The 20762-nt window shown below is 50.5% G+C and carries 21 protein-coding genes; 16 read left to right on the top strand and 5 right to left on the bottom strand.

Annotated elements, in window-relative coordinates:
* Window positions 1-4: 4 nt before the first annotated feature.
* Genes G4O42_RS16525 through G4O42_RS16495 form a run of 7 tightly spaced genes read left to right on the top strand, consistent with a single transcriptional unit; the run spans window position 5 to window position 6996 of the window.
* Entirely contained in the window at window positions 5-1081 is a 1077-nt protein-coding gene (locus tag G4O42_RS16525; RefSeq protein WP_032876326.1) for a polysaccharide pyruvyl transferase family protein, read from the top strand.
* Window positions 1078-2112 (top strand): glycosyltransferase, encoded by a 1035-nt coding sequence (locus tag G4O42_RS16520; protein ID WP_032876329.1) that lies wholly within the window; start codon window positions 1078-1080, stop codon window positions 2110-2112. The genes G4O42_RS16525 and G4O42_RS16520 overlap by 4 nt, the downstream gene beginning before the upstream one ends.
* Window positions 2109-3626, top strand: coding sequence for an MATE family efflux transporter (locus tag G4O42_RS16515; protein WP_032876333.1), 1518 nt, complete (start codon window positions 2109-2111; stop codon window positions 3624-3626). Before G4O42_RS16520 ends, G4O42_RS16515 begins: the two co-directional genes overlap by 4 nt.
* Entirely contained in the window at window positions 3623-4231 is a 609-nt protein-coding gene (locus tag G4O42_RS16510; protein WP_032876336.1) for a sugar transferase, read from the top strand. The genes G4O42_RS16515 and G4O42_RS16510 overlap by 4 nt, the downstream gene beginning before the upstream one ends.
* On the top strand, window positions 4228-4875 hold the full coding sequence (locus tag G4O42_RS16505; RefSeq protein ID WP_032876338.1) for an acetyltransferase: 648 nt from the start codon (window positions 4228-4230) through the stop codon (window positions 4873-4875). Before G4O42_RS16510 ends, G4O42_RS16505 begins: the two co-directional genes overlap by 4 nt.
* A 4-nt stretch (window positions 4876-4879) precedes the next feature.
* Window positions 4880-6052: a DegT/DnrJ/EryC1/StrS family aminotransferase gene (locus tag G4O42_RS16500; RefSeq protein WP_032876341.1), complete on the top strand. Its 1173-nt coding sequence runs from the start codon at window positions 4880-4882 to the stop codon at window positions 6050-6052.
* A complete protein-coding gene (locus tag G4O42_RS16495; RefSeq protein WP_032876344.1) occupies window positions 6031-6996 on the top strand; it encodes a polysaccharide pyruvyl transferase family protein in 966 nt (321 codons plus the stop codon). The genes G4O42_RS16500 and G4O42_RS16495 overlap by 22 nt, the downstream gene beginning before the upstream one ends.
* Before the next feature lie 13 nt (window positions 6997-7009).
* Here the strand turns inward: G4O42_RS16495 and yvfG are convergent, their stop codons facing one another.
* On the bottom strand, window positions 7010-7228 hold the full coding sequence (yvfG, locus tag G4O42_RS16490; RefSeq protein ID WP_003151570.1) for a protein YvfG: 219 nt from the start codon (window positions 7226-7228) through the stop codon (window positions 7010-7012).
* A gap of 77 nt (window positions 7229-7305) precedes the next feature.
* Between yvfG and rpoN the strand changes: the two genes are divergently transcribed.
* Complete coding sequence (gene rpoN / locus G4O42_RS16485) at window positions 7306-8616, top strand: RNA polymerase factor sigma-54 (RefSeq protein ID WP_032876964.1); 1311 nt, start codon at window positions 7306-7308, stop codon at window positions 8614-8616.
* A gap of 37 nt (window positions 8617-8653) precedes the next feature.
* Here rpoN and lutP read toward each other — a convergent pair whose 3' ends face one another.
* Window positions 8654-10330, bottom strand: a complete 1677-nt coding sequence (gene lutP, locus G4O42_RS16480) for an L-lactate permease LutP (RefSeq protein ID WP_007613900.1) — start codon at window positions 10328-10330, stop codon at window positions 8654-8656.
* A 205-nt stretch (window positions 10331-10535) separates the two neighbouring features.
* Here lutP and lutR point away from each other — a divergent pair, with 205 nt between their 5' ends.
* The 8 genes from lutR (at window position 10536) to G4O42_RS19825 (ending at window position 16455) form a co-directional block, all read left to right on the top strand.
* Entirely contained in the window at window positions 10536-11255 is a 720-nt protein-coding gene (gene lutR / locus G4O42_RS16475) for an L-lactate utilization/bacilysin biosynthesis transcriptional regulator LutR (protein ID WP_024085825.1), read from the top strand.
* A 30-nt stretch (window positions 11256-11285) separates the two neighbouring features.
* Window positions 11286-12476 (top strand): aminotransferase-like domain-containing protein, encoded by a 1191-nt coding sequence (locus G4O42_RS16470; RefSeq protein WP_032876346.1) that lies wholly within the window; start codon window positions 11286-11288, stop codon window positions 12474-12476.
* A 183-nt stretch (window positions 12477-12659) separates the two neighbouring features.
* On the top strand, window positions 12660-13376 hold the full coding sequence (locus G4O42_RS16465; RefSeq protein WP_014418920.1) for a (Fe-S)-binding protein: 717 nt from the start codon (window positions 12660-12662) through the stop codon (window positions 13374-13376).
* 27 nt (window positions 13377-13403) lie between these two features.
* Window positions 13404-14834, top strand: coding sequence for a LutB/LldF family L-lactate oxidation iron-sulfur protein (locus G4O42_RS16460; RefSeq protein ID WP_007407375.1), 1431 nt, complete (start codon window positions 13404-13406; stop codon window positions 14832-14834).
* The gene (locus G4O42_RS16455) at window positions 14834-15556 is read left to right on the top strand and encodes a LutC/YkgG family protein (protein ID WP_025649302.1); all 723 of its coding nucleotides are present in this window, start codon (window positions 14834-14836) and stop codon (window positions 15554-15556) included. The genes G4O42_RS16460 and G4O42_RS16455 overlap by 1 nt, the downstream gene beginning before the upstream one ends.
* A gap of 91 nt (window positions 15557-15647) precedes the next feature.
* Window positions 15648-15797, top strand: a complete 150-nt coding sequence (locus G4O42_RS16450) for a transposase (protein WP_032876349.1) — start codon at window positions 15648-15650, stop codon at window positions 15795-15797.
* Between the two features lie 118 nt (window positions 15798-15915).
* A complete protein-coding gene (locus G4O42_RS16445; RefSeq protein WP_032876353.1) occupies window positions 15916-16200 on the top strand; it encodes a hypothetical protein in 285 nt (94 codons plus the stop codon).
* A 96-nt stretch (window positions 16201-16296) separates the two neighbouring features.
* Window positions 16297-16455, top strand: a complete 159-nt coding sequence (locus tag G4O42_RS19825; RefSeq protein WP_174514581.1) for a hypothetical protein — start codon at window positions 16297-16299, stop codon at window positions 16453-16455.
* A 99-nt stretch (window positions 16456-16554) separates the two neighbouring features.
* Here the strand turns inward: G4O42_RS19825 and G4O42_RS16435 are convergent, their stop codons facing one another.
* The 3 genes from G4O42_RS16435 to G4O42_RS16425 all read right to left on the bottom strand — a co-directional run bounded on the left by G4O42_RS16435 (window position 16555) and on the right by G4O42_RS16425 (window position 20484).
* The gene (locus G4O42_RS16435) at window positions 16555-17883 is read right to left on the bottom strand and encodes a GntP family permease (protein ID WP_007407373.1); all 1329 of its coding nucleotides are present in this window, start codon (window positions 17881-17883) and stop codon (window positions 16555-16557) included.
* 26 nt (window positions 17884-17909) lie between these two features.
* Complete coding sequence (gene gntK / locus G4O42_RS16430; protein WP_032876357.1) at window positions 17910-19454, bottom strand: gluconokinase; 1545 nt, start codon at window positions 19452-19454, stop codon at window positions 17910-17912.
* Window positions 19455-19626: 172 nt separating this feature from the next.
* Window positions 19627-20484, bottom strand: coding sequence for a MurR/RpiR family transcriptional regulator (locus G4O42_RS16425; protein WP_032876360.1), 858 nt, complete (start codon window positions 20482-20484; stop codon window positions 19627-19629).
* Between the last annotated feature and the right edge of the window lie 278 nt (window positions 20485-20762).

The raw sequence follows: 20762 nt of genomic DNA, 5'->3' as shown, positions 1-20762 counted from the left end.
AGACATGTCGATACAATCTTTAAAAATCAATCTCGCGGAATGGCTATTGCTTAAGGTCAAATACCCGTCCCAATTTCACTTCGGAACGGCAGCGGATGGGGCGGGGCTTACAGCGGCAAGAAAAAAGATCATTCTGACGCTGCTCCCGTCCCACGATAATCTCGGCGATCACGCCATCGCCTACGCAAGCAAAACGTTTCTTGAACGGGAGTATCCCGATTTTGACATTGTCGAAGTGGATATGAAGGATATCTACAGATCGGCAAAAGCGCTGATCAAAAAGCGCCACCCCGATGATATGGTATTCATCATCGGCGGCGGGAACATGGGGGATTTGTACAGGTATGAGGAATGGACGCGCCGCTTTATCATCAAAACATTCCGGGAATATCGGATCGTTCAGCTTCCGGCGACGGCTCACTTTTCTGAATCAAAAAAGGGACGGAAGGAGCTGAAGCGCGCCCGAAAAGTGTACAATGCGCATCCCGACCTTTTGTTAATGGCGAGAGATGAGACGACGTATCAATGGATGAAGCGTCATTTTCCCGGAAAAACAGTGCTCAAACAGCCTGACATGGTCTTATATTTGGATAAAAGCGAGCGGCACATCCCGCGGGAAGGGATCTACCTCTGTTTACGGGAGGATAAGGAGAGTGCGCTGACGGCTGAGGACAGAACGATGGTAAAAGAAGCTTTGGCAAAAGAGTACGGCGAGCTGCATTCCTTTACCACGACGGTCGGCCGGAGGGTCAGCCGCCATACACGTGAAAAGGAGCTGGAGGCGCTTTGGAATACGCTGAAAGGCGCGGAAACCGTCGTCACTGACAGGCTTCACGGGATGATTTTTTGTGCGCTGACGAAAACGCCTTGTGTCGTCATTCGTTCGTTTGATCATAAAGTGATGGAAGGCTATCAATGGCTGAAAAACATACCGAACATGACATTGCTTGAACGTCCAGACCCTGAAACTGTAACGGCCGCCGTAAACCAGCTGCTCAGCGGCAAGCATGAGGAAGGCGGTTCTTTGCGAAGTGTTTATTTTGCCGGGCTGCGCTCGAAAATCAGCGGTGATGCCCAATGACCGCGCCGCTTGTGAGCGTGATCGTGCCGATGTATAAGACAGAGCCTTTTATTAAAGAATGCGCGGTTTCTTTAACAAAACAGACGCTGAGAGACATCGAAATCATTTTCGTCAATGACGGCTCACCGGATCAGTCAGGCCGGATTGCTGAACAATTCGCCGCAGAAGATGCGAGAATCCGGGTGATTCATAAAGAAAACGGCGGCCTCAGCTCGGCCCGCAATGCCGGAATAAAAGCCGCCCGCGGCCGTTATATCGGTTTTGCGGACGGCGATGACTATGTGACGGAAACGATGTTCGAAAGGCTTTATGAAGAAGCGGAGAAGAACCGGCTGGATATCGCCGGCTGCGGTTATTATAAGGAAACGCCGTCTAAAGAAAGAACATATATGCCGCCGTCCATTCCGCCGGGCCGCGTCTTCACAGCGGATGAAATGACTGCATTGCTGACCCGCGCGCACGAACATCGGTTTATTTGGTATGTGTGGCGCTATATATACCGGCGGGAATCATTGCAAGGACTGTTGTTCCATGAAGATATCCGGTTTGCCGAGGACTCTCCGTTTAACTTGGCAGCGTTCCGCCAAGCCGCGCGTGTCAAAGTGATAGACGAAGGGCTGTATATCTACCGGGAAAATCCGCAAAGTCTCACAGAAACACCGTTTAAGCCCCACTTAGATCAAGAACTGCAAAAGCAATATGCAGCGAAAATGGCTTTTTATGAGGCGAACGGGCTGACGGACGCCTGCCGGAGCGATATCGATACATATTTGTGCAAGCATCAGATTCCGATGCTGATCGCCAACGCATGCGCCGCCCCGCAGCTGTCACATCAGATTACGGCGCACATCGGCAGAATCTTAACGTATGACATGGTAAAAATGGCGGTGCGCAGGACGCCGTGCCGCCATAAACAGCTGCTGGCGGGGGAGCGCGTGGTGCTCGGCCTGTGCAAAATGCGCCTTCCTCTTCTTCTGCATGCGTTTTTCGAACGGAAATCGAAAGAGAAAGGCAGTGCGGAAGGAGCATGAAATTTGCCATTAATTTCGGCGCCAATGTGACGGCGTTTTTACTATCGGTGTTTTTATCAGTGTGGATGACGCCCTTTATTGTGAAAACATTAGGTGTGGAGGCTTTTGGGTTTGTCCATCTGACACAGAATATCATTAACTATTTCTCTATTATCACCGTTGCGCTGAGCTCTGTCGTTGTGAGGTTTTTCTCCGTCGCCGCCCACAGGGGGAACAGGGACGAGGCCAATGCGTATGTAAGCAATTATTTAGCCGCGTCTGTCGTGATATCTCTATTACTCGCTGTGCCGCTCGCCGGGACGGCTTTTTTTATTGACAAGATTATGAATGTGCCGGCCGGGCTGCTAACGGATGTGAGGCTGTCCATCGTAATCGGCAGCGTGCTGTTTATGCTGACATTTTTTATGGCGGGATTCGCGACGGGGCCGTTTTTTGCCAACAAGCTTTATATCACAAGTTCCATTCAGGCTGTGCAAATGCTGGTCAGGGTGCTGTGTGTGCTCGCTCTGTTTACGTGCCTGCCGCCGAAAATCTGGCAGATCCAGCTTTCGGCATTAGCGGGAGCTGTCTGTGCGGCTGTGCTGACTTTTTTCTTCTTTAAGAAATTGATTCCGTGGTTTTCTTTCAGCCGTAAAACCTTGTCATTACAAACGAGCAAAGTGCTGTTTTCGGCCGGTGCCTGGAGCTCTGTCAACCAGATCGGCGTGCTGCTGTTTCTGCAGATTGACCTCATGACGGCCAACCTTGTGCTGGGGCCGTCTGAAGCGGGTGTCTATGCGGCGATTATTCAATTCCCGCTCCTGCTCAGAAGTCTTGCCGGGACGCTTGCTTCACTGTTTGCGCCGGTTTTGACTTCCTACTATTCAAAAGGCGATATGGAAGGTCTCCTGTCTTACGCCAATAAGGCTGTGCGGATGAACGGGCTTCTGCTCGCGCTTCCCGCCGCATTATTAGGAGGGCTTGCCGAACCGTTTCTGGCGATTTGGCTGGGCCCGTCGTTTGTGCAGACGGCGCCGCTTTTATACATTCACGCCGCGTATTTGGCGGTCAGTCTCTCTGTCATGCCGCTTTTTTACGTATGGACGGCTTTTAATAAACAAAAAACACCCGCCGTCGTTACTTTATGTTTAGGCGGACTGAACGTCATATTGGCCGTGGTTCTCAGCGGACCGGCACATCTCGGGCTGTACGGCATCACCATTGCCGGTGCAGTCTCTCTCATTTTGAAAAATGCCGTCTTCACGCCGCTGTATGTTTCGCATATTACGGGCTTTCAGAAAACCGCGTTTTATAAAGGCATGTTCGGCCCGTTGGCGGCGGCCGTATTTGCCTGGGCTGTTTGCCGGGGTATCCGGCTGTTTTCACCGCTTGACAGCTGGGCCGGCCTGATCGCCGCAGGGCTTGCCGTATGCATAAGCTATGCCGCATTCGCTTTTTTCTTCATTTGTACGAAAGAAGAAAGGCGGCTTGCTTTACAGAAATACCGAAAAGTGAAAGGAGCTGTTCAGATTTGAAGGCGAAACGTGTATTTGATATAGCGGCCGCGACGTTGTTATTGTGCGGCGCGAGCGTCATCCTTCTCTTCGCCATGGCCGCCGTCAGATGCGCCATCGGGTCTCCGGTATTGTTCAAACAGACGAGACCGGGGCATAACGGGCGTCCGTTTACGTTGTATAAACTCAGAACGATGACGGATGCGCGTGATGAAAACGGTGTGCTGCTTCCGGATCATCTCCGCCTGACCAAAACGGGAAGGCTGATCAGAAAACTGAGCATCGATGAGCTTCCCCAGCTTTTTAATGTGCTCAAAGGAGATATCAGTCTGGTCGGCCCCCGCCCTCTGCTGATGGATTATCTGCCGCTTTACACGGCGGAGCAGGCGCGGCGCCACGAGGTGAAGCCGGGGATTACGGGCTGGGCGCAGATTAACGGGAGAAACGCGATTTCATGGGAGGAAAAATTCAAGCTCGACGTGTGGTACGTCGACAATCGCACATTTCTTCTCGACTTAAAGATTCTGCTTTTAACAGTGAAAAAAGTTCTCGTGTCAGAAGGCATACATCAAGCCGGTCATGTGACGGCAAAGCGCTTCACAGGCAGCGGAGATATGTCATCGTGAAAAAGGTCGTGCTGATCGGAAACGGCGGACACGGAAAAGTCGTGAGAGAAATCGTGCAGGCCCGTTCCGATATGGAGCTTGCGGGCGTATTGGATGACGGATTCAGCGGTTTTGCCGTTCGGAACGGTTTATATACGGGCCGGACGGAAGACGTGCACATGCTTCGGAAGCTCGTCCCCGAGGCCGTATTCACGATATGCATCGGCCGCAACGGCGTCAGAAAGCAGTTCGCTGAAACGCTTGGGCTTGAAGATGATGATTATGCCGCACTCATTCACCCCGGAGCGATCGTCAGTGAAACGGCTTCCGTCGGACACGGAACGGTTGTGATGGCGGGCGCCGTCATTCAGGCGGGCGCTGACATCGGCGCCCATTGCATCATCAATACGGGGGCGGTTGCCGATCATGACAATGCAATCGGAGATTACGTCCATCTTTCACCGCGCGCGGCGCTTGCCGGCGGAGTGAAAGTCGGGGAAGGAACGCACATCGGAATCGGCGCGTCCGTCATACCGCAGATTGACATCGGCCCTTGGTCCGTTATCGGCGCGGGGGCTGCCGTCATCAGCCGGATTCCCGGCCATGTGACGGCGGTCGGCGTTCCGGCCCGCATCATCTCCCCTATCCATAATGAAAAAGGATGATTTCATGCAAACAAACAAACGGATTTATTTGTCTCCGCCTCATATGAGCGGAAAAGAACAGGAATACATTGCAGAAGCCTTCCGCTCCAATTGGATTGCCCCGCTCGGTCCGCTCGTCAATTCGTTTGAAGCGCGGCTCGCGGAATATGCGGGAGTGAAAAGCGCGGCGGCCGTAAGCTCGGGAACGGCCGCCATCCATCTTGCCCTGCGGCTTGCGGGTGTGAAAAAAGGAGACGCTGTATTTTGTCCTTCCTTTACGTTTGTCGCCACGGCGAATCCGATTGTGTATGAGCAGGCTGAGCCCGTTTTTATTGATTCGGAATGGGAGACGTGGAATATGTCGCCCGATGCGCTTGAGCGGGCGCTGCGGGATGCAAAGCGGCGCGGCAGACTCCCGAAAGCGGTGATCGCCGTCAATCTTTACGGCCAAAGCGCGAAAATGGATGAATTAATGAGCCTTTGTGACGCATACGGCGTCTGTCTGATTGAAGACGCTGCCGAGTCCTTAGGATCAACATATAAAGGCAGGCAGAGCGGCACGTTCGGCCGTTTCGGCATTTATTCCTTTAACGGCAACAAAATCATTACAACATCGGGAGGCGGCATGCTCGTGTCTGACGATGAAGCCGCGATTGAAAAAGCGAGGTTTCTTGCGTCACAGGCGAGAGATGCCGCCGTTCATTACCAGCACAGCGAGCTCGGGTATAACTACAGGCTCAGCAACATTCTCGCGGGCGTGGGGATATCGCAGCTGGAAGTGCTCGAAGATCGCGTCCGGGCGAGGAGAGAAATCTTTCACAGGTATCGGGAAGCGCTGGAAACGTATCCGGGCATCCGCATGATGCCGGAGCTTGAAGGAACGGTTTCAAACCGCTGGCTGACGGCTCTGACGCTTGATAACGGCGTGACGCCGGAAGAAGCAGTCGCCTGTCTTGCGGAACAGAATATTGAGGCCCGGCCGCTGTGGAAACCGCTGCATACGCAGCCGCTTTTCTCATCTTCCGTCTTTTATCCTCACAGCGAACATGAACGGGTCTCTGAAAATCTTTTCAGCCGGGGCATCTGTCTGCCGTCCGGGTCTGACTTGTCTTCTGAGGAGCAGCAGCGTGTCATTGACGCACTTGCGCAACTGTTTGAAACGAAAGGGGAGAAAACATGGACAACCGCCATGTTATGAGCCGATTAAAAGAAACGTTGACGGGGCTGCTCAGCGTTATACCGCCGCAATCTGACATCATATATGCCGACTATCCCCTCTACGGAAATGTAGGGGATTTATTGATTATGAAGGGGACGGAGGCGTTTTTTAAAGCGCACGGCATCCGCGTGAAACAGCGCTGGAATCCCGACAATTTTCCATTCGGGCGCCGGGCGGACAAAAAGACAATCATCGTCTGTCAGGGTGGCGGGAATTTCGGGGATCTCTATCCGTACTATCAGACGTTCAGGGAAAAAATCGTCAAATCCTTCCCGGAAAACAGGATCGTCATCCTGCCGCAATCCATTTATTATCAGGATGAGACACGGCTGCAAAAGACAGCGGCGCTTTTTGCGGAGCACAAGGATCTCCATCTGTTTACGAGGGATCATGTGTCATACGAGACCGCGAAACGCTTTTTTTCGGCGAATCATATCGGGCTTATGCCTGATATGGCCCATCAGCTGTATCCGATGGCGGCGTCAGCGGCTCCGTCACGCGGCAGGCTTCATTTTATCCGCACGGATGGGGAAATCAATCCGAAGCTGCAAACCAATTCTTCCGTTAAAAGCTGCGACTGGCAGGATGTGCTGTCAGCAAGCGACCGCAGGGGAATCGCTTTTTTCCAAACACTGAATGTTTTGAATAAAAAAGCGGGAAACCCGCTGTCGATTGCGCGGTTTTGGAAACGCTATTCCGATTTCTTAACGAAGAAAGCGGTCCTGTTTTTCAGCAGATACGAATCGGTGGAAACGTCAAGGCTTCACGGTCACATTCTGTCCTCGCTTCTCGGGAAACCTAATACCGTCATTGATAATTCATACGGGAAAAACGCCAACTATTATTACACCTGGATGCACGAAGCGCCGGATGTCCGTCTGATCGGGGAAACCGCCGGCACGAAGGAAAACCTTCCGCTTTGAATGAGCGGAAGGTTTATTTTGTTTCACCGCGTTTTACTTTGTTGTACGCCTCATCCAAATGCTGAATTCTTTTGAGCACAACCGAGTTTTTTGTCAGCTGATCCTGAACAAGGGTTGAAACGACGGAACGGTAATAGCTGTTCATCGCATGAATTCGGTCTTCATTCGGATTCATTTCAATGTGCTGTGTAAAGTTTTCAATAAAATAAGGAACAGAAAAAAGTTCTGACATCTATAAAGCAACTCCTTTTAATAAGTATATACGGTATGAAACCAATCATGTACAATGAAAAAAGGGGAGTGAGCATGATGGATATCAAACTTCAGCAAACACAAATGTTAAAGCCTCAATTAACGCAAGAGCTTAAACAGGCTATCACATTACTCGGATACAATTCCGCGGAACTGGCCGGATATATTGATGAGCTCTCACTGGAAAACCCTCTGATTGAACGAAAGGAAACAGACACGCCGCTACTATCTTACCATAAAACAAATAAAAACAGGATGAAAGAACGGGACGGAAGCCAGCAGATCAGACTTACCCGCAAAACGCTTCAGGATTCGCTCAAACAGCAAGCCTTAGACATGAAGCTGTCCGATGATGAGAAAAAAATTTTCAATTATCTGATACATTCATTGGATTCAAACGGATATTTAAAAGAGGATATACCAGCCGCCGCCGACCATGTATCCGCTTCACAAGAGGAGACGGAAGCGGTTCTGAAAAAGCTTCAATCCCTTGAGCCCGCGGGAATCGGCGCCCGGTCTTTGCAGGAATGCATCCTTCTTCAGCTCCGCCGCTTGCCCGAGCGGAACGAACAGGCGGAATGGATTGCCGAAGCCTATTTTGAGCTATTTGCAAGAAAGAACTGGAAAGCGCTTACACTAAAAACGGGCATTCCGCTTAAAGACATTCAGGACATCGCTGACATGATCAGCGCGCTTGATCCGAGGCCGGGGCTCTGTTATGCGCATGAGGAGCCGGGTTTTTACGTGGAACCGGATATTTTCATCACAGTGAAAAACGGCATCATTCAAGCGCGGCTCAACAGCCGTTCGTTTCCTGACATCCAGCTTCATACCCATTATCAGCCGCTGCTGTCAGCTGCCGGGTGCCGTGACACGAAAAATTATCTGTCGGCAAAATATCAGGAATGGCGCTGGCTGAACCGGGCTTTGTCGCAAAGAAAACAAACGATCACGAGAATTATCGGCGTCCTGACTGAACGGCAGGAATCCTTTTTTCTCACAGGAAAAAGCGGAATGCAGCCGCTGACCTTAAGAGAGGTGGCGGAAACGCTGGAGCTCCACGAATCAACGATCAGCCGGGCAATCAAAGGGAAGTACGTTCAGACGCCGTACGGACTGTATGAAATGAAAACATTTTTCTCGGCGAAAGCTGAATCATCGGGGGACGGCGGTGCCTCCAATTATGCCGTGAAAGCGCATCTGGAGGCATTGGTCGGTAAAGAAGATAAAAAGAAACCTTTTTCAGACCAAAAGCTTGCCGATCTGCTGCATGAACAATATGACATCCGAATCTCAAGGCGCACCGTCGCCAAGTACCGTGACCAATTAAATATTCCGCCGTCATCGGCGAGAAAACGGTACAGCTGAAACCTCCCCGAGCCAAACCCCGGGGAGGTTCTCCGTGTTACGGGATCATCCATGAAAACAGATGATGCTGTAAAAATGTAATGAGACAGACGAGCAGAAGCAAAAACAGACTGTGCTTAATCGTAAAGCGGAAAAGGTCGGCTTCCTTGCCCGCCAGACCGACAGCGGCACAGGCAACCGCAATGGATTGCGGAGAAATCATTTTTCCGGTGACACCGCCTGAAGAATTGGCGGCGACGGAGAGAACCGGGTCCATCCCGACAGAGAGCGCCGTTACCTTTTGCAATCCGCCGAACAATAGGTTGGCCGACGTATCAGAGCCGGTAATAAATACGCCGAGCCAGCCGAGCACCGGCGAAAAAAAGGTAAACATCGCGCCCGTCATGGCAAGCGCAAGACCGAGTGTCGTGCTCATGCCGGAAGCATTCGTCACATAAGCAAAGCCGACAACAGAAACAATGGTCACGACCGGAAGCGTTAATTCTTTCACCGTTTCTATAAACGCTTCGCCCCAAGTCTTCCACGACATGCCGAGGGCGAACTTGGAGATGACGGCGGCAATCAGAATCGCCGTCCCCGCTGAACCGAAAAGCTCAAGTTTGTACACGGCTTCAATAGGCGTGCCGTCCGCCTGAAGAATCTGCTGATTTACAAATGGGACGGGAGGCGTGAAGGTCAATGCACGCCCGGCTGCATTCAGCCAGGAAAGCCACATTGACGTTCCTTCGTAATGACCGGTTAAGGCAGCCTTCACGCCGGGAATCCCCCAGACGGATATCATGGCCGTCAGAAGAAGGAAAGGAGACCACGCTTTAAACACCGCGGCGCCCCCGTACTTGATCGGCGCCCGGTCAGCGGCCGCTGCTGATTCCCGTTCTGCCGCGAAACGAAAGGCCGTTTTCGGTTTCCAAAATTTCAAAAACACAGCGAGCGCGGCCATGGAAACTAGCGCCGACAGCACATCCGGAAGCTCAGGCCCTAAAAAATTCGAGCTTGCGTACTGCACGGCCGCAAAGGAGACGCCGGAAACAAGAATGGCCGGCCATATCTCAAAAGCCTTTTTAAACCCGCTCATCAAAATGATTAAGTACAGCGGAATAAAGACGGATAAAAACGGAAGCTGCCGGCCGACCATTTGAGAAATTTCCATTGCCGGTATCCCGGTCGGACCTTCGACGGCGGTAATCGGAATGCCGATCGCGCCGAAGGCAACGGGCGCCGTATTGGCAATCAGGCAAATTCCCGCCGCATACAGCGGCTGAAAACCAAGTCCGACGAGCAAAGCAGCCGAGATCGCGACGGGAGCGCCGAAACCGGCGGCGCCTTCTAAAAACGCCCCGAATGAAAAGGCGATGAGCAGCGCCTGCAAACGCCGGTCATCTGTAATTGACAGCACCGAACTCCGGATAATCTCAAACTGTCCCGTTTTCACGGTGATTTTATACAGAAAGACCGATGTGACGATAATCCAGCCGATCGGAAGCAGCCCGTACACCGCTCCTTGAGAAGCCGACATCACCGCTTTTTCCGCCGGCATGCCGTAAACAAATACAGCGATTAAAAGTGAAACGGCTAATGTTAAAAGCCCCGCTATGTACCCCTTCATCCGTTTCACCGCAAGCGCCCAAAAAAAGAAGATAATCGGCACGAGCGCGCAAGCTGCCGATAAAAGCAAATTTCCCCCTAAAGGAGCGTACCCCTGTGTCCATTGCATCCCTAAAAAACCCCTCCTTATGTCATGTAAGCGATTACTTTTTATGATAAGGTCATCTGATGACCGGGTTAATTAGCATTATATTTTGAAAGTTTTGAAAGTACAATACTTTTCTTGAACAAATTGTCTGAACCTGTCGGCAATACAAAAAAAGAAGTATAATAGACGATAAACATCAAGATTCACAAGTGACGGGGTGATCGCGTTGAAATATAAACAAATTAAAACGAAAAAAATCTACGAGGAAGTCGCTGACGCATTGCTGGAGAAGATAAAAGCGGGCGAGCTTAAGCCGGGTGAAAAGCTTGATTCCGTTCAGGCGCTTTCTGAGAGTTTTCAGGTCAGCCGCTCGGCGGTCAGAGAAGCGCTGTCGGCTTTGAAAGCGATGGGGCTCGTCGACATGAAGCAGGGAGAAGGCACATACATAAGAGAATTTGAGCCGTCTCATGTTTCCCAGCCGCTTTCTTCCGCCCTCTTGATGAAAAAAGAGGATGTCAAACAGCTGCTCGAAGTCAGAAAGCTGCTTGAACTCGGCGTCGCCGCCATGGCCGCTGAAAAACGCACCGAAGATGATTTACAAAAAATCCGCCAAGCTCTCATGGAGATGAAAGACATTGACGGAGACGAAGAATTGGGCGAAAAAGCTGATTTCTCCTTTCACATGGCGCTGGCGGAAGCATCACAAAACGGGCTGCTCAAGCATCTCATGAATCATGTCTCCGCGCTTCTTTTGGAAACGATGAGAGAAACGAGAAAAATTTGGCTGTTTTCTAAACGAACGAGCGTGCAGCGATTGTATGAAGAGCATGAACGCATTTACAGCGCCGTCGCCGCCGGAGACGCGGATGAAGCGGAAGCCGCGATGACCGCGCACCTGACGAATGTGGAAGAAGTGCTGGGGGCTTATTTTGAAGAAAATGTATAGAAGCTGACTTGTGAAAGGGGATAACATCACATGCAGGCCGAATCTTTTTTTTCTGACCATGTAAAGAAAGCTCTGACAAACGATCCTCCCGGGGAATGGATGCCGGCAGTTCCGAAAGCGTGCATCCCCCTGCATTCCGGCTATCCCAATCCCGCACTCGTTCCTGATAAGGAGCTGAAAGAAGCCGCCGCCCGCCTTCTGGATGAGGAGCGCGATCTGCCGCTGCATTATATGGGAAGCCCGAGGACGGCCGTTTTAAAAAAGCAGATTCAAGAACGGGCAGCCACCCGTGGCATTCACTGTCGGGACGATGAGCTGCTCGTGACGTCAGGCGCCTGTCAGGCGATAGATCTGGCTGCACGGGTTTTCCTCGATGAACAAACCGCCGCTGCCGTTGAAGCTCCGGTCTACATGGAAGCGCTCGAGATTTTTAAAAATTACACACCGCATATCATGAGCATTCCGACAGATCAAGAGGGCCTGCAAACAGAAACATTAGCGCTCATGCTTGAGGAAAGAAAACGAAAAGGGCTTCTGCTTCCCCGTCTTCTCTACACGATACCCGCTTTTCAGAATCCTGCGGGAACCGTAATGTCAGCGAAGCGGAGAACCCGCCTGCTTCAGCTTGCCGAAGCGTATGATTTTCTCATCTTGGAGGATGATGCATACGGCGAGCTCGGATTCACCGATATTCCGCCGCCCTTAAAAGCCATGGATCAAAACGGCCGGGTGCTGTACGCCGGTTCATTATCAAAAGTCATCGCCCCGGGTATGAGGATCGGCTGGATTGCAGGGGACGCCGCATTCATCACGGCATTGTCATGGTTAAAAAAAGACTTAGGCCACCCGTTTTCCCAAGCGGTGACCGCCGTCTATCTGGAACAAACGAATGTTGAAAAACGGCTCGCCGTCTTGCGGGAAGCATATCAAAGCAAACGTGACGTTTTGCTCGCCGCATCAGAGAGATATCTTCCGAAATCCGCATCCTGGCACGTGCCTGAAGGCGGTTACTTTGTATGGGTGAAAGCGCCGGGAGCGGATACATCCGCAATGCTGGCGAGGGCTCTTTCTCACGGCGTTTCCTATGTACCCGGTAAATATTTTTTTCTGCATCATGAAGACGGTGCGGAATATCTCCGCCTGTCGTTCAGTTATGCCGGTAAAGCCGCGATAAAAGAGGGTGTGCAAAAACTGGGACGTCTGCTGGAAAACGGGATGTAGAGCAGCTTGAGGAGCTTTCGGGCTTCTCTTTTTTTTGTCCCCTTCAGCGCATCGGACGAAAGGATTTTTCAGAAAAACCTTCCAATCCATATTCAGAATAGTGTAGGATATTCATAGAGCTTTTCCTAAAAACAGGTCATCAGATGACCGGATCACATATTGAGGATGAAAGAGGGGTTCATCATGAAAGTCTCATTATTTGTCACGTGCCTTGTGGATATGTTCCAGACCAATGTCGGAAAGGCGACGGTTGAGGTGCTGGAACGGCTCGGGTGTGAGGTGGATTTTCCCGAGGGGCAGATCTGCTGCGGGCAGCCCGCATACAACAGCGGGTATGTGACGGATGCGAAAAAAGCGATGAAGCGGATGATTGCCGCGTTTGAAGAAGCGGAGTACGTCGTCAGTCCGTCAGGTTCCTGTACGACGATGTTCCGTGAATATCCGCATCTGTTTCAGGACGATCCGAAGTGGGCGGCAAAAGCGCAGCAGCTTGCGGACAAAACATATGAGTTAACAGATTTTATCGTCAACGTTCTCGGGGTGGAGGATGTCGGGGCGGTGCTGCAAAAAAAAGCGACAGTCCATACATCGTGCCACATGACGAGGCTGCTCGGCGTGTCGGAGGAGCCGATGAAGCTTTTGCGCCATGTCAAGGGGCTCGAGCTGACCGCGCTTCCCGGAAAACATCAATGCTGCGGATTCGGAGGAACGTTTTCTGTGAAAATGGCGCAAATCTCTGAACAAATGGTGGATGAGAAGGTCGCCTGCGTGGAAGACACGGAGGCCGAGGTGCTGATCGGGGCGGATTGCGGATGTCTGATGAATATCGGAGGGCGTCTTGACCGTAAGGATAAAAACGTCAGAGTCATGCACATCGCCGAAGTGCTGAACAGCAGATAAGACGAGAAACAACAAGGGGGGAAAATCATGGCGATGAAAATCGGTACCGCCGCTTTTAAAGAGCGGGTATCAGAAGGAATAGATAATGAGTTTATGAGAGGAGCCGTCTCCGGAGCGCAGGAACGGCTCAGGACAAGAAGGCTTCAGGCGGCCGAAGAATTGGGAAACTGGGAGGATTGGCGTTCCCATGCGGAAGAAATCAGACAGCATGTGCTGGACAATCTTGATTTCTATTTGGAACAGCTCGCCGAAAACGTCGCCAACAGAGGCGGACATGTCTTTTTCGCCGAAACGGCGGAAGAAGCGTCCTCCTATATCCGCGATGTCATCCGGCAGAAAAACGCCAAAAAAATCGTAAAATCCAAATCCATGGTGACAGAAGAAATCAATATGAACGAAGTGCTTGAGGAAGAGGGCTGTGAAGTCACAGAAACGGATCTCGGCGAATACATTCTCCAGATTGACGACCACGATCCGCCGTCACATATCGTTGCTCCCGCTCTTCACAAAAACAAAGAGCAGATCCGTGACGTGTTTAAAGAGAGACTCGAATATAAACAGACGGAAAAACCGGAAGAGCTCGTTATGCACGCGCGCAGCGTTCTCCGGAAAAAATTTCTCGAAGCGGATGTCGGCATTACAGGCTGCAACTTTGCAATCGCGGATACCGGATCGGTCAGTCTCGTGACGAACGAAGGAAACGGCCGCCTTGTGTCCGCGCTGCCGAAGACGCAGATCACCGTGATGGGAATGGAGCGGATCGTTCCTTCATTTTCTGAGTTTGAAGTGCTTGTCAGCATGCTGACGAGAAGCGCCGTCGGCCAGCGGCTTACAAGTTACATTACGGCGCTGACGGGACCTCGTCAGCAAGGAGAAGCTGACGGGCCTGAGGAATTCCACCTCGTGGTTGTGGACAACGGGCGTTCCCGCATACTCGGCACGGAATTCCAATCGGTGCTGCAATGTATCCGCTGCGCCGCCTGCATCAACGTCTGTCCCGTGTACCGGCATGTCGGCGGACACTCGTACGGGTCCATCTATTCGGGTCCGATCGGCGCCGTCTTATCGCCTCTTCTCGGCGGATATGACGAATACAAGGAGCTCCCGTACGCATCTTCCTTATGTGCGGCCTGTACGGAAGCATGTCCCGTCAAAATTCCGCTGCACGAGCTGCTGCTCAAGCATCGGCAGAACATCGTGGAAAAAGAGGGCAAAGCGCCGATCAGCGAAAAACTGGCGATGAAAGCCTTCGGGCTCGGCTCGTCATCCCCGTCCCTTTATAAAATGGGATCGAAATGGGCGCCTGCCGCCATGACGCCGTTTACGGAAGATGACAAAATATCAAAAGGGCCGGGGCCGTTAAAAGAATGGACGGCAATACGGGATTTCCCGGCGCCGCATAAATCGAGGTTCAGAGATTGGTTTAAAGACCGGGAAAAACAAAAGGGGGAAGAATGATGATGAAAGGGACGGTTACACATCAGGAATCCTTTTTAAACCGGATCGCCGAAAGTCTGGGCAGAGAGCGCAGGAAATCAGGCGTGTCCCTGCCTGAATGGAAGTATCAGCCACAATATCAAACGCATGCGGACTGTACGGAAGACGATCTTGTCACGATGCTGAAAGACCACTGCGTCAACATTCATACCGAACTGATCGAAACGGATGCAGCCGGGCTTTACGACGCTTTGCGCACGCAGGTGAACCGCTTTGAAGGAGGGCCTGTCATCATTCCGAAGGACAGCCGGTTTGAAACGTACGGCTTGCAGACCCTTATGACAGAAGAGTGGCCGGACGAAGGGATTCCCGTTTGGGAATGGGACGCGGAACAAGGAGCGAAAAATATTGAAAAAGCGGAACAAGCGAATGTGGGCATTACATTCAGCGAGATCACGCTTGCGGAATCAGCCACCGTCGTTTTGTATGCGTCAGAGCATGCCGGCCGTTCTGTCAGCCTGCTTCCGACCACCTATATCGCAATCATCCCGAAATCTTCCATTGTGCCGAGAATGACACAGGCCAGCGATATACTGAAACAGCAGATCAGAGACGGCGTCACCGTTCCTTCCTGCATCAACTATATTACTGGACCGAGCAACTCGGCCGATATCGAAATGGATTTGGTTGTCGGCGTCCACGGACCCGTTAAAGCCGCTTATATCCTTGTGAATGACCGATAAAAAAACAAACCCCGGTTTTCTGATATGATCCCCTCATAGCAGACAGAAAAAAGAAAGCATACTGATCTGTCTGCAATGAAGGGGATTTTTTATGGGGAAAATACGTAAAACTTATGATATTCACTTTAAGAAAAAAGTTGTTGATCTTCACCTAAATGATGGGATGGGTTATCAGACAATCGCCAGAGAAATGAACAAGCACAACTCAAAAAGCAAAGCAATAAAATTAATTTGCGGATAATTAAGGAGAGGGGGAAGAAATACCCCTCTTTTTTACCATTATAACGATGCATTGAAAATGATTAGGCGAATATTATAAGATTTAGGAAATATTGTTATAAGGTGGTTTTGAACAACTTATGAACAGTATTCAAAAAGAAACTGAAAAGATCAATGCATCTAGGGACTGGTTGATTTATATCACAGTATCAGTAATCTTTTTAATAGCAGTATCGATATTTAGCTTTTTTGAGTCGGAAGTTGATTTTAACGTTATGGCTCTCCGATTATTTGATGCTTTGATCAGCTGTATCTTAGTTATAAACGGTCTTTATTTTATGCAGAAAAACAAAGGGATAGCCGTCGTTTCCTTCCTTTTAGGAATAATTAATCTAGGGATATTAGCTGTTCTTTTGTTTCGTTAAAGAAAGAGGAGCCCAGCTCATATTGATATGATCCCCTCATAGCAGACAGAAAAAATAGAAAGCATACTGATCTGTCTGCAATGGGGGGGATTTTTTATGGGGAAAACACGTAAAACTTATGATCTTCACTTTAAGAAAAAAGTTGTTGATCTTCACCTAAATGATAGGATGGGTTATCAGACAGCTGAAGCAGTTCAAGAAGCAGTATGTAAATATATTTATTTTTACAACCATCAACGGTTCCAAAAGAAGTGAAACAACCTGAGCCCATATCAATACAGGACTCAGGCTGCTTCGTGTTTTTTTAACACTGTCTGCTTGACAGGGGTCACTTCATGCGGCCGGGGTTTGTTTTTATATAAACGCGTTAATGATCATGATAAAACAGATCGCACTGACAGAAATAATCGTTTCCATCGCCGTCCATGTCAGGAACGTTTCTTTTACCGTCATTCCGAAATACTCTTTAATGAGCCAGAAACCGGAGTCATTGACATGTGACAGAATCAAAGAGCCTGCTCCCGTTGCCAAAACGAGAAGCTCGCTGCTGACGCCCGGCATGACAGATGCAATCGGAGCAACAATGCCGGCCGCCGTCATCATGGCGACAGTCGCTGAACCTGTGGCGACACGGATGACCGCCGCGATCGTCCAGCTTAAAAGAACGGGAGAGAAGCTTGAGTGTTTCGCCATGTCAGCGATATACGTGCCGACGCCTGAATCAATCAGGACGTTGTTAAAAGCGCCGCCGGCTCCGATCACAAGCAGAATGGAAGCGATCGGCCCGAGACAGTCATTGCTGAATTTTAAAATGCTTTCTCTGTCAAAGCCCTGATAAAAACCAAGGCTGAAAAAGGAGTAAACCGTGGCGATCAAAAGCGCCGTGACAGGGTCGCCGATAAATTTAAAAGTTTCATAGAGCGTGCTTTTTTCCGGAAGCGCAATTTCGGCAAGCGTTGCCATAAGCATCAGGATCACCGGTACCAATATCGTAAACAATGTATTTGCGAATCCCGGAAGCTTGCGTTTTTCATTCCGTTCAATAAATTGTTTTTTCAACAGTTCGGGAACGGGTTTATGAATGCGCTTACCAATCCATTTTCCGTAAAGCGGCCCGGCGATGATGGCAGTCGGAATGCCGACGATTAAAGAAAACAAAATCGTTTTTCCGACATTGGCGTGATAAATGCCGACAGCTGCCATCGCCGCCGGGTGGGGCGGAACCAATCCGTGCACGACGGAAAGCCCCGCAAGGAGCGGAATCCCGATCGTCACTAATGAAACCCCGGTTTCAATTGCAATCGTAAACAAAAGCGGCACGAGCAGGACGAAGCCGACCTGGAAAAAGACCGGGATGCCGACGATAAAAGCGACGGCCATCATCGCCCAATGCACTTTCTTTTTGCCGAAGCGGCCGATCAGGGTGTGGGCGATACGCTCCGCACCGCCTGATTCAGCCATCATTTTTCCGAGCATCGTACCGAGGGCCAGCACGATCGCAAGCAGCGACAGCGTATTGCCGAGCCCGGTTTTCATCGAAGCGATAATGTCCGGCAGATTCATGCCCGTTGCGAAACCGACAAGGATGGATGTAATCAGCAGACTGATAAACGGATTTAATTTAGCGACCGTAATCAATAAGAGTAAAACGATAATAGCGGCAATGACAATAAACAGTAACATGACCTTTTCACCCTTTCAAAGAAGAATTAACGGCTTTGTTTGAGCTGAAATTCACTGATGACGTCAAATTCATCTTTGAGCTTGTCATACAGCCGCTCGTATAAGTAAAACAGCTCAATATATGTTTCGCTGTTTTTGACGTTCGGTTCATGGCGGTGAGAAATTCTGATCCAGTCCTGAACATCCTCGATCCGTTCCATTTCGCCAAGGCTGTGCAAAGCGAGAACGGCAGCTCCGAGCGCCGAGGCTTCGTAACTTTCCGGAACGAGGACTTCCCGTCCCATCGTATCGGACAAAATCTGCCTCCAAAGCGGTGATCTCGCAAATCCTCCCGAAGCCCGCACGTCTTTTGCAGGGCCCGCCAAATCTCTCAGTGCGACACCGATTGAAAAGACGCTCATGATGACGCCTTCCAGCACCGCTCTGATAAAATGCTCCCGTTTATGGCGGAGGCTGATGCCGAAAAACGTTCCGCGGGCATTCGGATTCCAAAACGGCGCGCGCTCCCCTGATAAAAACGGCAGAAACAGCAATCCCTCAGAGCCTGCGGGCACTTTATCAGCGATATCAATCATTAAATCGTACGGATCAATGCCGAGCCGCTTCGCCGTTTCGACTTCCGGAGAAGCGAATTCGTCTCGAAGCCAGCGCAGCATAATGCCTCCGTTATTCGTCGGGCCTCCGATGACCCAATGCTTGTCAGTCAGCGCGTAACAGAATGTCCGCGCTTTTTCATCCGTAATCGGCGCATCCGTCACCGAACGCACGGCTCCGCTTGTTCCGATCGTAACGGCCACTTCGCCTTTGCCGATCGCGCCGACTCCAAGGTTGGCGAGCACGCCGTCATTTGCGCCGATAATAAACGGTGTATCCGCATGAATGCCCATCCGTGCAGCGATTTCCGGCGCAAGGCCGCGCAGCTGATGAGTGGTCGGCACGATGTCCGACAGCTGATCTTCCCGGATTCCGGCAATCCGGAGCGCTTCTTCATCCCAGGAAAGCGTATCTAAACGGAACAGCCCCGTTGCCGAAGCGATCGAATAATCGACGACATAAGTTCCGAAAAACTCGTGCAGAATATATTCTTTAATACTGATGAATTTGGCGGTTTTCGCGAATGTCTCCTTGTCCTGTTCTTTCATCCACACAATTTTGGAAAGCGGAGACATCGGGTGAATCGGCGTACCCGTTCTTTTATAAATATCAAAACCGTTCATCTCTTTTAAAATCCGTTTTGATTGCTCGGCGCTGCGGTTGTCCGCCCAAATGATGCTTTTGGTCAGCAGGCCGCCGTTTTGATCGACAGCTATCAATGAGTGCATGGCGGTGCTGATGCCGATTGCAAGCAGATTGTCAGGGCTCAGTCCGGCCTTTGTGACGGCGTCCCTGATGCTTCCGATCACCGCTTCCAAAATGTGCTCAGGATCCTGCTCGGCCCATGCCGGCTTTGGCTGTATTAAATCATAGTGAACCGAATGCTTGGCTAACACTTTGCCTCTTGGTCCGAACAGAACGGCTTTCGTACTGGTCGTGCCGATATCCAGACCGATAACAGCTTGGGTTTCCTTCATAATATATCCCGCCTAATCTGATTGAATAATAAGATAGATTGATAATGTATGCCCTTACAAAGTCAATTATAGGAATAATTTTTTTATAAATCAACGATGAAGAAGAAAAATTTTTTCATAAAATTGCCTCAATTCCCGCTGTATCGGCATTTTCTCTTTTGAAAAATAAATATTACAAACGTTTGTGCGCGATCATTTTTCTGATTTGCTGCAAGTTGGCGAGCGTTTTCTCCTGCCGCAGCCGGGCCGTGGCGAAATACAGTGTATCAATGACCGACAGCTGGGCAAGCCTTGCGGACATCGCTTCCGTTCTGAAAGCCGTTTCCCTTGTTGACGTATACAGCACCACGTCGGAAATCTGGGTGAGCGGCGACTTTTGGTAGCTAGTAATGCCGATCGTGCCGGCGCCGAGCGATTTGGCCGTTTTCACCGCGTCGAGCACGTCCTTGTTGCTTCCCGAATGAGAAATGCCGATGACTGCGCTATCGGGACCGAGAAGACCCGCTGACATCGCCTGAAAGTGAGAATCCGTGTGCGCGATGCAATTTATACCCGTACGCATAAATTTATGATACGCGTCTGTGGCGATCAGCCCGGAACCGCCGTTTCCGTAAAATTCGATTCTGTCTGCGCGGTGGATCATTTCTACCGCTTTTTCAACATCGGCCGGATCTAATAATTGAAAGGTATCGGTCAGCCCGGAAATGTTTGTGCGGAAAACTTTCCGGATGATGACTTCGATATCGTCGTCGGGGCTCATTTCTTCATGAATGTGCTGCACCGGCTCCTGAACGATCTCCTGAGCAAGCGCGATTTTTAAATCCTGATAGCCGGAAAAACCGAGCCGTTTGCACAGCCTGAAAATCGTCGCTTCAGAGCTTTTCGTTTTTTCCGCCAGCTGAATGATGGAAAGGTGAATCACGTCTTTCGGTTCCTTCACGATATGGTCTGCAATCGCTCTCAATTTTGGCGACAAACCTTTGCTGGCCGCCTGAATCTTCCCGATGCTGCTTGAATTCACAGGGGTCATGCTATAACCTCCCTACTCGAATGTAAACGCATACTTTTATGATAAAGCAAGTTCTGTCATAAGGGAATCAGGTTTTGTTTTCTTTACCGCAAATGAAAGAAAAGAGAAAAGTATATCGGGGACACCGCCTCAATGAAACTTCATACATCCGATTTTCACAAAAAGTGATCGTTCTCTGAAAAGTGCCGGTGCCCAATTCGCCGGCCATAAGTGTAAGCTGTCCTGTTACAGTTCAGTTTCTAGTGAGTTGCCGGCGCTTGAAGTTCCGGATGAATTTC

The organism is Bacillus sp. LUNF1, assembly GCF_011008975.1.
GTDB classification, from domain to species: Bacteria; Bacillota; Bacilli; order Bacillales; family Bacillaceae; genus Bacillus; species Bacillus velezensis.
Note: the sequence above shows the minus strand (reverse complement) of the source record. Positions and strands in the feature narration are given on the sequence as shown.

Coding starts and splice junctions, on each gene's coding strand:
- G4O42_RS16525 (WP_032876326.1), top strand. CDS start 5: ATGTCGATACAATCTTTAAAAATCAATCTCGCGGAATGGCTATTGCTT.
- G4O42_RS16520 (WP_032876329.1), top strand. CDS start 1,078: ATGACCGCGCCGCTTGTGAGCGTGATCGTGCCGATGTATAAGACAGAG.
- G4O42_RS16515 (WP_032876333.1), top strand. CDS start 2,109: ATGAAATTTGCCATTAATTTCGGCGCCAATGTGACGGCGTTTTTACTA.
- G4O42_RS16500 (WP_032876341.1), top strand. CDS start 4,880: ATGCAAACAAACAAACGGATTTATTTGTCTCCGCCTCATATGAGCGGA.
- G4O42_RS16495 (WP_032876344.1), top strand. CDS start 6,031: ATGGACAACCGCCATGTTATGAGCCGATTAAAAGAAACGTTGACGGGG.
- yvfG (WP_003151570.1), bottom strand. CDS start 7,228: ATGTCAGAACTTTTTTCTGTTCCTTATTTTATTGAAAACTTTACACAG.
- rpoN (WP_032876964.1), top strand. CDS start 7,306: ATGGATATCAAACTTCAGCAAACACAAATGTTAAAGCCTCAATTAACG.
- lutP (WP_007613900.1), bottom strand. CDS start 10,330: ATGCAATGGACACAGGGGTACGCTCCTTTAGGGGGAAATTTGCTTTTA.
- G4O42_RS16470 (WP_032876346.1), top strand. CDS start 11,286: ATGCAGGCCGAATCTTTTTTTTCTGACCATGTAAAGAAAGCTCTGACA.
- G4O42_RS16465 (WP_014418920.1), top strand. CDS start 12,660: ATGAAAGTCTCATTATTTGTCACGTGCCTTGTGGATATGTTCCAGACC.
- G4O42_RS16460 (WP_007407375.1), top strand. CDS start 13,404: ATGGCGATGAAAATCGGTACCGCCGCTTTTAAAGAGCGGGTATCAGAA.
- G4O42_RS16455 (WP_025649302.1), top strand. CDS start 14,834: ATGATGAAAGGGACGGTTACACATCAGGAATCCTTTTTAAACCGGATC.
- G4O42_RS16450 (WP_032876349.1), top strand. CDS start 15,648: ATGGGGAAAATACGTAAAACTTATGATATTCACTTTAAGAAAAAAGTT.
- G4O42_RS16445 (WP_032876353.1), top strand. CDS start 15,916: ATGAACAGTATTCAAAAAGAAACTGAAAAGATCAATGCATCTAGGGAC.
- G4O42_RS19825 (WP_174514581.1), top strand. CDS start 16,297: ATGGGGAAAACACGTAAAACTTATGATCTTCACTTTAAGAAAAAAGTT.
- G4O42_RS16435 (WP_007407373.1), bottom strand. CDS start 17,883: ATGTTACTGTTTATTGTCATTGCCGCTATTATCGTTTTACTCTTATTG.
- gntK (WP_032876357.1), bottom strand. CDS start 19,454: ATGAAGGAAACCCAAGCTGTTATCGGTCTGGATATCGGCACGACCAGT.
- G4O42_RS16425 (WP_032876360.1), bottom strand. CDS start 20,484: ATGACCCCTGTGAATTCAAGCAGCATCGGGAAGATTCAGGCGGCCAGC.